This window comes from Actinoplanes lutulentus, from assembly GCF_003259845.1.
Classification (GTDB): domain Bacteria; phylum Actinomycetota; class Actinomycetes; order Mycobacteriales; family Micromonosporaceae; genus Actinoplanes; species Actinoplanes lutulentus.
Map to the genome: position 1 here is coordinate 63,457 of NZ_QLMJ01000023.1, position 12,962 is coordinate 76,418.

A 12,962-nucleotide genomic window follows, 5' to 3' on the forward strand; every position below is an offset into this window, starting at 1 on the left:
TTGTAGCGACGCCGGCACGGTTCTTTTTCAGCGCACCGCGGCTTCGGCGAGGATCTGTTCCATCAGGTCGACCGGCAGGTTGGGGTTCGCCGAGGCCGCGCTGGTGGTCTGCCGCTCCGCGAAGAGTTCGAGAGCCCGCTCCGGGGTCAGCCGCTCGTCGCCGGCCACCCATTTCCGCACCGCGGAGTCCTCGTCGTGACTGAGCCGCTCGATCAGCTCAGCCGGCGCGCGACGGTCGAGCACCACGATGGCCCGGGCGTTCCAGTCCGGCGAATCCGCGTAGCCGGTCAGGTCCGCACCGGCCAGCGCCGGGTGCCAGAGCAGGTCCGTACGGGTGATCACCTGAGCTTCCAGATAGGTGTCCACCACCAGCGCCGCGGGCACGCCCGCGTGCTGCTCGCAGAGCAGCAGCCGGACCGGGAAGTCGTCGTCCGCCCCGAGCAGTTCGATCTGCGCCGGCGTGAGCCGCTTGTTGCGGGCCGCGCTGCGACGCAGCCCCGGGTGGGCCGACCGAACGCAGCGATCCAGCAGGTCACCGCCGGCGTCGAGGACCCACCCGAGCAACGGTATCCGGTCATCCTCGGTCACCGTGCAGGCGATCGCGGCCCGCTCCGGCTCGGTCAGGCCCGGCCGCATCGACAGGTGCAGCCGGACGTCCGGATCGGGGTCCGCCGCCAGCGTGCCGATCCACCGGGCCGGGAGCCCCGGATGGCCGGCCGCCGCGCGGCGATCCCCCGCCGAAGCGCTGCTCGCGAGCCGGTCCAGGTCCACTGCCGGCGCCGCCGTCTCGCTTCCGGCGCCCGGCAGGAGCGGGTCACCGAGCTGCCGGAGCGCGTCGAGCACATCGGGCGGCAGGAGATCCGGCCGCTCGGCGAGGAACATCCGGACCAGCCGTCGCGGATCCCGGGCGAGCTTCCGGTACGCCCAGTCCGGCAACGTCGGCGCCCACCGCGCGTACGGCCCGTCGAGGAGCTCGATCACCACGGACGTGCTCGGGTCATCGATCAGACGGGCACGCTGCTCGGGCGCCGGGCCGGAGGTTCGTGCCAGGAACTGCCGGATCCTGGCGTCGGGGTGCGCCGCCAGGAAGTCGAACGTCTCGTCGGACCACCGCCGGCGTGTCAGGTCGAGTGGCCGGACGTCCGGATGGCCGATCACCCGCCGCAGGAGATCGAGCGGAAGTCCGGGGTTGCCGGCCAGGCCCCGAAGGCGGGAACGGTGGATCTCGTCGACGCGCAGGTTCACTCCTCGGTCCGGCATCGATGGCACGCACCGACCTTACGGACGCTGGGCCGGCGGTGTGATCACCGCCGGCCCAGCGTCATCTCACGGTCAGATCAGCGGGCAGCTGCTGCGGTAGTCCGAGATGGAGACGCTGCTCGGGCCCGGGCAGATGAACTGGTCGTACCGGGTGTCGTTGTCGACGAAGCGCTTCAGCCAGGACACCGCCTGCACCGCCGTCCACGTGTCGGTGCTCTGCGGGAAGAAGTGGCTGGCGTTGTTCAGCTCCACGTACGACTTCTCGGCCGACGCCGGGATGCTGTTGTAGAACGGGATCGAGTGTGACGCGACGGGCGCGATCGTGTCCGACTCGCCACCGATGATCAGGGTCGGGACCTGGAGCTCGGACCAGGTCTTGTCGGTGTTCCACGGCGCGAGCGGGATGGCCGCCTGCAGGGACGGCCGGTCGCTGGCCGCTTCCAGGCTGCCACCGCCGCCCATCGAGTGCCCGGCCACGGCGAGCCGGCTCGCGTCGATGCGGGTACGCACCGAGCTGGACCGGGTCAGGTAATCCAGCGCCGCCAGGAGCTGGGTGCCCCGCGACGCCGGCTGGTCGGCCGTGGTGTTCGTCTCGATCCCGATCACCACGAAGCCGTGCGACGCCAGGCGCGGACCGAGCCAGGAGATGCTGGACCAGTACGCGGTGAAGCCCGGCGAGATCGCGATCGCACCGAACGTGCCGGAGCTGGTCGACGTCGGATAGTAGATCTCGCCGCCGCCGAACCCGCTGGCCGCGAGCCGGGAGACCGAGGTCTGCGAGACGGCGAACGGGCCGCGGGAGGCCTGCAGCGCGCTGAGCGTCGGGGCCGGACCCCGCTCGTAGGGATTGTCGGCGGCCTGCGCGGCGGTCACGCCCAGCCCTGCGGTCAGGGCGAGGGTGGCGGCGGCGGTGAGCAGGAAACGTCGGGTGCGAGAGGGAACGGTTGACTTCACGTCGATTCTCCTTAGACCGGGGGAATGGATCGACGAGCGTCAGTCTCAGCCGGTCCGGGACGGTCAGGCATCGGCGAAATCACCGGTGTTGTCATCAGTCGGCAATGTCCCGGAAATTTCATCAACCGAAATGGCCCTTTCGCGAAGCCGTCCGGCAGGCCAAAATCGCCCCATGTTTGCTGCACCGTTAGTGCAAAAACTTCCGCCGGCCGTCGCGGGTCTGCTCGCCGCCGCCGAGGCCGGTCACCGTGGCGCGCTCGTCGTCCAGGGTCTTCCCGGCGCCGGCCGCACCACGCTCGCCGGCGCGGTGGCCCGCTCGGCGCACGACTGGACCGTCCTGTCCGCTCCGGGACATCAGGACGAGTCCGGTCTCGCGTACTCGGGCCTGCAACGTCTCCTGACCACCTCCGGTGACGTGACCGGAGAGCTGCAACGCGCTCTGCGCGGCGCGTCACCGCAGGTGGAGCGCCTTGCGCTCGGTCTTTCCCTTCACGATCACTTGGGTACGCTCAACGCACGGCAACCCCTGCTCTGCGTGATCGACGACGCGCACCTGATGGACGAGGCGTCCTGGCGGGCCGTGCTGTTCGCGGCGCGGCGGATGCCCCGGTTCGCGCTGCTGGCGACCATGCCGGCCGGCGCCGATCCGGGCGGGCTGCCGGTGTTCCACCTCGATCCGCTCCCCCGCGACACGGCTCGTGACCTGCTGGCCCGGCACGCACCGGACCTGGCCCGGGAGGTAGCCGACGCGGTGATCGACCTGGCCGGCGGCAACCCGGCCGCCCTGATCGAGCTGGCCGGGGCACTGACGCCGGAGCAGCGCCGGGGCTACGCGCCGCTGCCGGAGACGCTGCCGCCGGGGAGTCCGCTGCTGCTCCGGCACCGCGCGCTGGTGGAGTCGCTGCCGGCTGTGACGCGGGATCTGCTGCTGCTCGCGGCGGCCCGGCCGGCCGTGACCCTGCCCGATCTGCTGGCAGCGGGGCGCCCTGCCGCCCTGGATGACCTCGCACCTGCCGAACGGGCCGGGTTGATCACGATTGACGGAGCGGCTGTCCGTTTCGGATCACCACTGGCGCGCGATGGCGCGTACGCCGGGAATGTGGTGAGCCGCCGGCGAGCCGCCCACCTCGCGCTGGCGCGGGTTCTGGATGCCGGCGGTGACCGGCTGCCGGCGCTGCTGCACCGGGCCGCGGCCTCGATCGGGCCGGACCCCGCGCTGGCGCGTGACCTGACCTGGGCCGCGCGCACCGCCGAGCCGGAGGCCGCGGCCGAGGCGCGCCGATGGGCCGCCGAGCTGTACCGGGACCCGGGTGATCGTGGTGAGGCGCTGCTCGACGCGGCCCGGTTCGCCTGGCTGACCGGGCATCCGCACGACGCCGGCCTGATGATCCGCAGAATTCCGCGGGCCGCCGGCACCGCCCGGGTACGCGCCCGCGGCCTGACCGCCGAGATGGGCCTGCCGGACGGCCGGCCCGGCGCCCGCGACCTGCTGCTGGACGTCGCCACCGAGCTGGCCGACAGCGACACCCCCACCGCCCTGGAAGCTCTCGCCCTGGCCGGTGAGGCCGCCGCCCGGCCCGGCGAACAGGGCCGGTACGCCGGCGTCGCCCGCCGCGTCACCGCACGTCAGCGTGGCGACGAACCGGCCGCCGTGACCCTGGCGTTCCATCATGTCGCCGGATTGGCCCGGATGGCCGACGGGGACGAGCCGGCCGCGTTCGCCCGGTTCCGCCGCGCCCTCGACGCGGCCGACCGGGTCACCGACCCCGGATCACTGGTCCGCGCCGCCACGGCCGGCATCCTGGTCGGCGACGTCCGCCGGGCCGCCGCCGTCGCGGGGCGCGCCGCCGTCCTGGCCCGCGAGTCGGGCGCGACCGTCCTGGTACCGCAGGCCCTGGAGATGGCCGCCACCGCCGAGCTGGCCTCGGGCGCTTACGCGTCCGCGCACACGGCCGCGCTCGACGGCGCCGCGATGGCCCGCGCCACCGGGCAGCCCGCCCTGGCCGCCGTGCACAGCGCGGTGCTCGCCGTGCTGGCCGCGCTCGTCGGTGATCGGGAGACCGCGCTGACCCGGATCGCCGCGGCCGGCGGCGGACCCTCCCGGGCACTCTGCGACTGGGCGCTCGCCCTGCTGGATCTGGTGGACGGGCGCGCACCCGCCGCCGCCGAGCGGCTGGGCCGGGTGGTCACCGCCTCACCGGGGTACGGGTCGGCGTTGCTGCAGGTGGCGGTGGTCCCGCATCTGCTGGAGTCGGCCGCGCAGGCGGGTGCGGGTTCTTCTGGCGCGGGTTCGTCTTTCCAGGCGGGCGCCGGCTCGCTGGGGCTGGACGCTGTGGCGGCCGGTTTCGACCGCTGGGCCGGGCGCACCGGGCAACCCGTCTGGCTGGCGCTGCGGGATAGATGCCGGGCGCTGCGGGCCGACGACGCCGAGGCGGCCGAGATCCATTTCCGGGAGGCGTTGCGGCACACCGGCGAGGCCGGGTTCCCCCGGGCGCACACCGAGCTGCTGTTCGGCAGGCTGCTGCGCCGGCGGCGACGGCACGTCGAGGCGCGTACCCACCTGCGGCGGGCGGCGGAGACGTTCCGGATGCTGGATGCGGAACCGTGGGCGGCGCAGAGCGTTCGCGAGCTGCGCGCCGCCGGTGAACGCGTCGAATCCCGGAAGATGTCCCTGGACGGCCTGGAGCTGACCGCACAGCAGGAACGGATCGCGGCGCTGGTCGCGGGCGGTGCCACCAACCGGGAGGTGGCGCAGGAGCTGCACCTGAGCCCGCGGACCGTCGACCATCACCTGCGCAACGTCTTCGCCCGGCTGGGCGTGCGGTCGCGCACCGAGATGGCCCGGAAGCTCTTATAGAATGGCCTCGATGTGGTCCCAGCGCTCGGCCAGCTGGCGGCGGCGGACCGCCACCAGGTGGCCGGCCAGGATCGCCGGGTGGCCGCCGCGCACGCAGACGTCGGCCCCCGCGGTGAGCACGCCGGAGACCAGCTCCACCGCCGCCCAGTCGTCGATCAGCGCGACGATCCGGGTCTCGGACGGCAGCACCGCGCGGGCCACCCGCACGTCGTGCACGGTGGCGCCGCTGAGCACCACCAACTCGTCGGACCGGACGTCCTCCAGGCCGGGCGCCAGCCGCATCGACCAGCCCGACGGCAGGTGCTGCGGAAGGCTCGCCACCCGGCTCCGCTGCCCGAGCACAGCGACGACCGGGTGCGGCGCCGGAGCCGGCGCGGATTCTGGGTTGAGCTGCGTGAGCATGGTGGTCATCCCCTCATTGGGTCCCTCGTGTAAGTCCACGATTGGCCCCGCGCCTGTGGGTCACCATGTGCCGTGCCTGTGTGTTGGATGTCAGGCGTTCCAGGAGCTGATCACCGGGTCCACCGTGTGCTCGAAACCCAGGGTGGAAAGGGTGCCGGTGTCCAGTTTCAGCAGGCCACCGGCGCTCGGCGGCAGGCCGACCCAGCGCGCGCCGGTCACCCGCAGGGTGTGCCCGTGCGCGACCAGGGCGACGTCGCCGTCGTACTCCTTGGCTTTCGCCAGGACGCGATCGATCCGGACTTTCATCTGCTCCGGGGACTCACCGCCCGGGCAGCCGTCGGTCCAGAGCGACCAGCCCGGCCGGGTCTCGTGGATCCGCTTGGTGGTGATGCCCTCGTACTCGCCGTAATTCCACTCGGCCAGGTCCTCGGTCACCTCGGTCACCGTGAGACCGGCGAGCTCGGCGGTCCGCAGCGCCCGCTTGCGCGGGCTCGACAGCACCGCGGCGAAAGTGCGGCCGGCCAGGCGCTGGGCGACGGCCTGTGCCTGCCGCTCACCCTCCGCGGTCAATTCGAGATCCGTGTACGAGGTGTGGCGCCCGTTGGCACTCCACTCCGTCTGCCCGTGCCGGATCAGCACTATCTCCGCCATCGGCGCTCCCTGGTCATCACCTGATCTTTGTACCCGTGATCTTTCTACCCGGTGACGCCGGCCGATTTCCTTATTTACCGCTCTTTATGACCAAGCTCCCGGTCGGTCGTCCCAGCGCAGGGTGAGCGGGTGGCGTTCTTCGTCACGGGCCGCCAGGTTCTCCACGGCCCGCAGGTACTGCCGCTGGGAGATCTCTCCGCTCAGGAGCTGGCCGGCCAGGATGCCCTCCAGAGTGGCCGGTCCGGCGGACGGCTCGGCATGACTGCCGGGTGGCTTCACCGGCGCCGAGCCCCGGAATCTCTGTGGGGACCGCGGCTTCTCCGAGGAGAGCGGCCAGAGGGCGAGAATCGCGGCCAGGAGCAGGCCGATCACAGCCACGAACAGAACCATCATCACAACCACCCCCTGGGTGACATCTTCGCTACAAGCCCGGCTGATCACGAGTCGGCCGGGTGAAGTTTCGCCCTCGTCCCCAGCATGAGCAGGCCTTTTGATCGTGTCAGCGACCCGACTCAGTTCAGATGGCGCGAGATCGGCCACGCAACGTTTACGACTGCTCAATGACCGTCGATGCCTCATAGGACTTTCGGCCCGGGGACCGGTGTCCTCAGGCACCGGTGCGCGGCGCCCGCACGGCGAATAGTCATCGGTGAAGACACCACCTGAGGGAGGACCAGATGACCACCATCACCCACCTGGAGAGTGTGGAGGCGCCGGGCTCCATGCTGACTCACACCGCCGCTCGTTCGCTGGCGGTCCTCCGGATCGCCACCGGCTTCGTCTTCCTCTGGGCGTTCCTGGACAAGACCTTCGGCTTCGGATACGCCACCCCGTCCGCCCGCGCCTGGATCAACGGCGGCTCCCCGGCGAAGGGTTTCCTGGGTTCCCTGGAGACCGGCCCGTTCGCCGACGCTTTCCACAGCATGGCCGGCAACCCGGTTGTCGACTGGCTCTTCATGCTCGGCCTGCTCGGCATCGGCGCCGCCCTGATCGCCGGCATCGGCCTGCGCATCAGCGCGGTGGCGACAGCACTGATGATGGCCTTCATGTGGGTCGCCGAGTGGCCGCCGGCGTCCGGGTCGAGCAACCCGATCGTCGACTACCACGTGATCTACGCGCTGGCGGCGGCGGTGCTGGCCCTGACCTACGCCGGCCACACCTGGGGCCTGGGCCGCCGATGGGCCACACTCCCCCTGGTCCAGCACAACCCCTGGCTGCTCTGACCCACAACCGCCTCGGTTCCCCCGCTCCCCGGTTCCCCGGTTCCCCGGTTCCCCGTTCCCTGGTTCCCCCGCTCCCCGGTTCCCCGTTCCCTGGTTCCCCCGCTCCCCGGTTCCCCGTTCCCTGGTTCCCCGGTTCCCCGGTTCCGCCGCTTCCCGCTTAATCTCCGGTTCCCCCGTTCCCCGGCCTTCCCGCTTCCCCTGTTCCCCCGCTTCCCGCTTCCCGCCTCATCCCCGGTTCCCCCGGCTTTCCGGTTCTGCACGAACCACCCGCACCCGCTCCTTCCCACTCCCCCGCCCGGCCGGAACCCTCCGGCCGGGCCGCTCCATATCCCGGACCGTTCCCAGGCCCTCACCCCTTCACGCGATCTTGGCGACTCCCGCCCAGCCGGGTTTCGCCACGCTGGGGATCGGCAGAAGGTTCGGGCGGCGTGGTGGCTCTCGTTGCGAGGCGTCGTGCACAGATCTTGTGCGGTTCGGCCCTCTGCCCGACCACAAACGCACGAGTTTCCGGGCCGGCCGTCCGTGGCGTGTCGACTTCGGGTGGCCTGCGAGCGCCCTGATCACGCCCTGTCACCACAACGTCGGGCGGCCCCGGGACCGTGGAGACTTGTGGGGCACAGGGCACCTGCGAATATCCAAGGTCGGGCCGGCGACGACGGCATCCCTTGCCTGACGCTCGCCCTCCGTGACGACCGGTGAGACGAGAGCCCACATGGCAGCCGTTGCGTACCGAAGTCCGGTCGCAAGGCGGGCCGGGGCCGATGCAGCGCGGGGCCGGGCCGCCCAGAACGATGCAAACGCAGGGCAGGGCCGCCCGACCCTATGCAGCTCAGGGCCGAGCGGCCCGAAACCCGTGCAGCTCAGGGCCGAGCGGCCCGAAACCCGCGCAGCTCAGGGCCGAGCCGCCCGAAACCCGCGCAGCTCAGGGCCGAGCCGCCCGAAACCCGCGCGACTCACGGCCGAGCCGCCCGAAACCCGCGCGACTCACGGCCGAGCCGCCCGAAACCCGCGCGACTCACGGCCGGGCCGCCCGGTCCGGGCACGGCCGCTTACTCCGGGCGGAGCACGGCGACCAGGAAGTCGGCGTCCGGAGTCGACGGCCTCAGGTCCCAGGTGCTCAGCAGCAGGTCGGACCGCAGGCCCGCGCCGGACGAGTCCTTCAGGAAATCGTCGAACTCGTAGCCTCGGCCGGCACCGAAGCCCACGACGGCGCGCCCTCCGTCGGCGAGGTGCTCGCGGAAGCGGACGAGGATCTTCGCCCGGCTCGACGGACCGGCGAACGTCATCACGTTCCCGGCGCACACCACGACGTCGAAGGTCTCGCCCAGCGACAGCTCCGACAAGTCACCCACCTGCCAGCGAACGCCCGGATGGTTGCGCCGGGCCTCCTCGATCAGCTCCGGGTCAAGGTCGACGCCGGTGACGTCGTGCCCGCTCGCGGCGAGGCGGCCACCGACGCGGCCGGTGCCGCAACCGGCGTCGAGGATCCGAGCACCCCGGGGCACCATGGCGTCGATCATGCGGGCCTCGCCGCCCAGATCGTCACCCCGGGCGGCCATCTCCCGGAAGCGGTCGATGTACCACTGGGAGTGGCTCGGGTTTTCGGCGATCTGGCGAAGCCACAGGTTGTCGGTGCTCATCCGGCAACCTTACGAACCCCTGCCCGGACCCGCGCACGATCACCCCGCGAAGGAGACCTTCGCCGTCTCCGCGGTCCCAGCGGTACGCCCCGGCGCGCTCTGCCACTGCCAGTACAGATTCGTGTGGGCGATGACCTGCTCGGGGGCCGGCGCACCGTACGCCGAAAGGTCCTCGGTGGTGTGCGCGTCGGTGACCAGAGTGACGTCGTAACCCCGGACGAACCCGCCGTGCAGGGTCGACCTGATGCACGCGTCGGTCTGCGCCCCGGTGACCACGAGCCGGCCCACCTTGCGCTCTGCCAGCTGCTCCTCGAGATCGGTGGCCTCGAAGGAATCGCCGTAATTCTTGTGGATCAGCGGCTCGTCGTCGCGGCGTTTCAGCTCCGGAACGTATTGCCAGGCCTCGCTGTCCCGGGTGAGGCCGTCGTCGGAGTGCTGCACCCAGATCACCGGCACATCCTCGGAGCGCGCCCGGTCGAGCAGCGCGTTGATGTTCGTGATGACCTCGTCACGGTTCGGCGAGCCGGCCACCACACCGTTCTGCACGTCGATGATCAGCAACGCGGTGTGAGGCCGATCGGTCAATGTCGTCATGCTCCGCACAGTAGACCGGCCCCCTGACAAAAACTCGGCGGCGGAAATGTCGTACCCCGGGAGGAAGATGCGGAGCATGACAGCGAATCCCGCCCTCGCCGATGTGGCCCGCCGCGCCGGGGTCTCCACCGCGACCGCCTCCCGGGTGCTCTCCGGGCGGGGCCCTTCCTCGGCGACCAGCCGCGATGCGGTCCGCCAGGCGGCCATCGACCTGGGTTACGTGCCGCACCCGGTCGCTCGCAGGCTGGCCCGGCAGTCCGGCACCCGCATCGTGTTCGCGGTCCGTGACGAGCGGGCCGACATCCTGCGCGACCCGTTCGTCACCAGGGCGGCCTCCGCCATGGCCGCCGCGACCGAGCCGGAGGGCCTCGGCACGGCCCTGCTCCGGCTCCCGCTGCACGCCACCGCCGAGCTTGAGCGGCTGGCCGCCGACCGCAGTGTCGCCGCGCTGGTGCTGGCCGGCCACGACCGCGACCTCGTGCGCGGCCTGCCCGCCGGTCTGCGAGGCCGCACCGGCATGATCGGCGCGGGCGGCAGCGATGTCGACAGCGCCGCCGGTGTCGGGGCACTGATCCGGCAGCTCCATCGCACCGGGCGCCGCCGCATCGCTCTGGTCGCGGGTCCGCGCTGGCTGGCCGCCTCCCGGGCGCCGCTGGCGGCATATGCACGGTTGATGCGCGAGGCCGGCCTTCCGGTGCGGGTGGTGCACGGCGACTTCACGACGGCCCGGGGCAGGGCCGCCGCCCGCGAGATCCGCCGGCGATGGCCAGGCACCGACGCGATCGCCACCGTGAGCGATGCCATGGCGCTCGGTGTGTTGCAGGCCCTGGCTGCTGACGGTGTCCGCGTGCCGGACGACGTCGCCGTGACCGGCTTCGACGACAGCCCCATCGCCGACGTCGTGCACCCGGGCCTGACCTCGGCCACCCATCCGGTCGAGTTGATCGCGATCTCGGCCGTTCAGGCGGCGCTGGGCGTTCCGGCGGCGGGCCGCCTCTTCCCGAGCCGTCCGGTGCTGCGGAGGTCCTGCGGCAGCTCACCGTGACCACAGCAGCTCCTGCGGCAGCTCATCGTGACCACAGCAGCTCCTGCGGCAACGCGGCCGCGGCGGCCCGTCCTGGTTGGGTGCCCGTCCGTGAGGCTGTGCAGTGCTCACACCACAGGCAGGCGACGGCCCTGGGCGGGACCTCACCTGCGGGAGTTGATGCCTAGATAGGTGAGCGGGCCCGGGTCGGGGACCGGGAGTTCGGTGAAGCCGAGCCTGTCGTAAAAGGCTCTGGCCTCCACGTTCTCGGTCAGCATGCCCACGTGGACGCCCGGCGCCGGTACCACGGACAGGAACCGCTCGATGAGGCGGCGGCCGTGGCCCTGGCGCTGATACTGCGGCAACAGGTCGATGTGCAGGTGCGCCGGAAAGCCCTCCAGGCCCGCGACGATCATGCGCTCGGGATAGTGGTGCAGGGCGTGCATGTCCTGGTCGGCGGTGCGCGGCGGAGGCGGCGGGACCGGGTAACGATCGGCCAGAAGCGGGATCCACTCGTCCCGGTAACGGCGGGCGAATGCGGTCGTGTCGGCGGTACCGACGACGTAACCGACCGCCTCGCCCTCGTCCTCCAGCACGAACGCCAGCTCCGGCGCCAGGTGGACGTAAGGGGCGGCGAACAGGTCGCCCATCAGGGCATCGGTCGAGTAGTGACCACGGGCATCCCCACCGGCGGCCGCGGTGCGGACACAGATGTCGTAGAGCGCGGGCAGGTCAGCGGGCTGAAAAGCGCGGATCTCAGGCACGGCCGGACCCTAGAACGTGGAAGCGGTTCCACCGCAAGGATCACCCGAAAAGCGCCTGGCCGGCGTCGCGCTCGCTCTTGTACGATCGTACAAGTACGAACGTACAAGAAGGGTCCACCCGTGCCTTACGTCTACTTGTTCACCGCCATCGCGGCGGAGCTCATCGGCACCAGCCTCATGAAGGCGACCGAGGGCTTCACCCGCTTGTGGCCCACCGCCGCGTGCCTGATCGCCTACGGAGCGTCATTCGTGCTGCTCTCGCAGGCTGTGAAAGGCATTCCGGTGGGCATGGCCTATGCGATCTGGTCCGGGGTCGGGACGGCGGCGATCGTGGCGATCGGCGCGGTGTATCTCGGCGAACCGGTCACAGCGGCTAAAGTGGCCGGAATTTCGCTGATCATCGCCGGAGTCGTGATGCTGAATCTGAACAGCGGGACGGCGCATTGACCGGGCGCCGCACCCGCGATCCGGAAGCCCGGCGCGCCGCGCTCGCCGCCGCCACAATGGAGGTGATCGCGGAGGCCGGCGTCGGGCGGACCACGCACCGCGCGGTCGCCGCCAAAGCCGACCTGCCGCTGGGCGCGACCACCTACTATTTCCCGACTTTGGATGATTTGATCGCGGCCGGACTCCGGCACGCCGTCGAGACGCTGCAGACCGATCTGCATCAGTGGGAAGACCGGCTCCGGGACGCGCCCGACATGGCCGTGGCGCTCACCGAGCTGGTCCGCGACTACCTCACCGACCGCCGTCAGGTGCGCCTGGAGTACGAACTCTGCGTCGCCGCAGCTCGGGACGCCGCGCTGCGGCCGCTCGCCGACGTCTGGATGCGCGGGCTGCCGGAGATCCTCCAGCCGTACGTCGGCGCGGACGCCGGCCGCGACATCTGCGCACTGATCGACGGCATCATCCTGCTGGCCCTGACCACCGAGACCGATGTCGACGAGCCCGGCCTGACGTCGGCGATCCGGCGGCTAGCCCGCGACTAGGGCACGGACACCGTTCACGTATTGCGTCCGGTCCACGTTGCCGATCAGGATGCGCTGCAGGATGTAACCCTGGATCAGCCCGAACAGCGCGCCGCCCACACCGACCGGATCGGCGTCGGCGGAGAGCCGCCCGGCGGCCTGGGCGCGCTCCGCGATGTGCACGGCCCGTGACCGCACTCGCCCATAGATCTCGGCGACGATTGCGGCCACTTCCGGGTCGTGCACGGCCTCACCCCAGACCTGCACGGCGATCCGCACCGGCCCGCCACCGTCGATCGACCGGTCGACCAGCTCCAGAACCCGGTCGATGATCTCCGGCACCGGCGGCATCGGATCCGCTTCGAGGACCGCGTCGAGCACCGAGGTCACCTCGCCGATCTTCTCGCCGGCGATCGCGGTGATCAGCTCGTTCTTGCTCTTGAAGTACCGGTAGAAGGCGCCGACCGACAGGTCCGCCTCCTTGATCACGTCCTGCATCGAGGACTGATGGAACCCCTTGCGGACGAAGCACCGCACTGCGGCATCGATGATCTGCTGACGGCGGGCGGCGAGATGAGCTTCGGAAACGCGGGGCACACGCCCATCGTAAGTTTAGGATCAGCCC

Annotated in this window: 14 protein-coding genes; 5 read left to right on the forward strand and 9 right to left on the reverse strand. The window is 71.4% G+C overall.

Annotated features, from left to right (window positions below; all coding sequences use genetic code 11):
* Positions 1 to 27: 27 nt before the first annotated feature.
* Positions 28 to 1,269, reverse strand: coding sequence for a hypothetical protein (locus B0I29_RS37675; RefSeq protein WP_111653954.1), 1,242 nt, complete (start codon positions 1,267 to 1,269; stop codon positions 28 to 30).
* Between the two features lie 63 nt (positions 1,270 to 1,332).
* Positions 1,333 to 2,214 (reverse strand): alpha/beta hydrolase family protein, encoded by an 882-nt coding sequence (locus B0I29_RS37680; RefSeq protein WP_111653955.1) that lies wholly within the window; start codon positions 2,212 to 2,214, stop codon positions 1,333 to 1,335.
* A 172-nt stretch (positions 2,215 to 2,386) separates the two neighbouring features.
* Between B0I29_RS37680 and B0I29_RS37685 the strand changes: the two genes are divergently transcribed.
* Positions 2,387 to 5,071: a helix-turn-helix transcriptional regulator gene (locus tag B0I29_RS37685; protein ID WP_181558179.1), complete on the forward strand. Its 2,685-nt coding sequence runs from the start codon at positions 2,387 to 2,389 to the stop codon at positions 5,069 to 5,071.
* Here the strand turns inward: B0I29_RS37685 and B0I29_RS37690 are convergent.
* The 3 genes from B0I29_RS37690 to B0I29_RS37700 all read right to left on the reverse strand — a co-directional run bounded on the left by B0I29_RS37690 (position 5,066) and on the right by B0I29_RS37700 (position 6,517).
* Positions 5,066 to 5,482: a hypothetical protein gene (locus tag B0I29_RS37690; RefSeq protein ID WP_111653957.1), complete on the reverse strand. Its 417-nt coding sequence runs from the start codon at positions 5,480 to 5,482 to the stop codon at positions 5,066 to 5,068. The genes B0I29_RS37685 and B0I29_RS37690 overlap by 6 nt on opposite strands.
* Before the next feature lie 81 nt (positions 5,483 to 5,563).
* Entirely contained in the window at positions 5,564 to 6,124 is a 561-nt protein-coding gene (locus B0I29_RS37695; RefSeq protein WP_111653958.1) for a histidine phosphatase family protein, read from the reverse strand.
* 84 nt (positions 6,125 to 6,208) lie between these two features.
* The gene (locus B0I29_RS37700; RefSeq protein ID WP_146617027.1) at positions 6,209 to 6,517 is read right to left on the reverse strand and encodes a hypothetical protein; all 309 of its coding nucleotides are present in this window, start codon (positions 6,515 to 6,517) and stop codon (positions 6,209 to 6,211) included.
* A gap of 284 nt (positions 6,518 to 6,801) precedes the next feature.
* On the opposite strand from B0I29_RS37700, the gene B0I29_RS37705 reads away from it, so the two are divergent.
* Complete coding sequence (locus B0I29_RS37705; RefSeq protein ID WP_111653960.1) at positions 6,802 to 7,347, forward strand: hypothetical protein; 546 nt, start codon at positions 6,802 to 6,804, stop codon at positions 7,345 to 7,347.
* A gap of 1,049 nt (positions 7,348 to 8,396) precedes the next feature.
* Here B0I29_RS37705 and B0I29_RS37710 read toward each other — a convergent pair.
* Both B0I29_RS37710 and B0I29_RS37715 read right to left on the reverse strand, forming a co-directional pair.
* On the reverse strand, positions 8,397 to 8,987 hold the full coding sequence (locus B0I29_RS37710) for a class I SAM-dependent methyltransferase (protein WP_111653961.1): 591 nt from the start codon (positions 8,985 to 8,987) through the stop codon (positions 8,397 to 8,399).
* A 39-nt stretch (positions 8,988 to 9,026) separates the two neighbouring features.
* Positions 9,027 to 9,581 carry a cysteine hydrolase family protein gene (locus B0I29_RS37715; RefSeq protein WP_111653962.1) on the reverse strand — a complete coding sequence of 185 codons (555 nt, stop codon included), beginning with the start codon at positions 9,579 to 9,581 and terminating at the stop codon, positions 9,027 to 9,029.
* Positions 9,582 to 9,657: 76 nt separating this feature from the next.
* On the opposite strand from B0I29_RS37715, the gene B0I29_RS37720 reads away from it, so the two are divergent.
* Positions 9,658 to 10,626, forward strand: a complete 969-nt coding sequence (locus B0I29_RS37720) for a LacI family DNA-binding transcriptional regulator (RefSeq protein ID WP_111653963.1) — start codon at positions 9,658 to 9,660, stop codon at positions 10,624 to 10,626.
* A gap of 143 nt (positions 10,627 to 10,769) precedes the next feature.
* On the opposite strand, the gene B0I29_RS37725 is transcribed toward B0I29_RS37720, so the two are convergent.
* Positions 10,770 to 11,369, reverse strand: a complete 600-nt coding sequence (locus tag B0I29_RS37725; RefSeq protein ID WP_245973086.1) for a GNAT family N-acetyltransferase — start codon at positions 11,367 to 11,369, stop codon at positions 10,770 to 10,772.
* Positions 11,370 to 11,504: 135 nt separating this feature from the next.
* Between B0I29_RS37725 and B0I29_RS37730 the strand changes: the two genes are divergently transcribed.
* A complete protein-coding gene (locus tag B0I29_RS37730; RefSeq protein WP_221402272.1) occupies positions 11,505 to 11,816 on the forward strand; it encodes a DMT family transporter in 312 nt (103 codons plus the stop codon).
* Positions 11,813 to 12,358: a TetR/AcrR family transcriptional regulator gene (locus tag B0I29_RS37735; RefSeq protein WP_111653965.1), complete on the forward strand. Its 546-nt coding sequence runs from the start codon at positions 11,813 to 11,815 to the stop codon at positions 12,356 to 12,358. The genes B0I29_RS37730 and B0I29_RS37735 overlap by 4 nt, the downstream gene beginning before the upstream one ends.
* Here the strand turns inward: B0I29_RS37735 and B0I29_RS37740 are convergent.
* On the reverse strand, positions 12,344 to 12,934 hold the full coding sequence (locus tag B0I29_RS37740; protein WP_111653966.1) for a TetR/AcrR family transcriptional regulator: 591 nt from the start codon (positions 12,932 to 12,934) through the stop codon (positions 12,344 to 12,346). The genes B0I29_RS37735 and B0I29_RS37740 overlap by 15 nt on opposite strands.
* Positions 12,935 to 12,962: the final 28 nt, after the last annotated feature.